The sequence below is a fragment of the Pantoea sp. Acro-807 genome (genome assembly GCF_011752675.1).
Classification (GTDB): domain Bacteria; phylum Pseudomonadota; class Gammaproteobacteria; order Enterobacterales; family Enterobacteriaceae; genus Pantoea; species Pantoea eucrina.
Genome location: NZ_VWXE01000030.1, coordinates 1 through 210 on the forward strand (window position 1 = coordinate 1; position 210 = coordinate 210).

Below are 210 nucleotides of genomic sequence, written 5' to 3' on the forward strand. Positions count from 1 at the left end.
TTTTTCAACATTAGTCGGTTCGGTCCTCCAGTTAGTGTTACCCAACCTTCAACCTGCCCATGGCTAGATCACCGGGTTTCGGGTCTATACCCTGCAACTTAGCGCCCAATTAAGACTCGGTTTCCCTGCGGCTCCCCTATGCGGTTAACCTTGCTACAGAATATAAGTCGCTGACCCATTATACAAAAGGTACGCAGTCACCCCCATAAA

The 210-nt window shown here is 49.0% G+C and carries 1 rRNA gene; it reads right to left on the bottom strand.

What is annotated here, in order from left to right:
• A 23S ribosomal RNA gene (locus F3J39_RS18740) occupies positions 1-210 on the bottom strand; the annotation flags it as partial.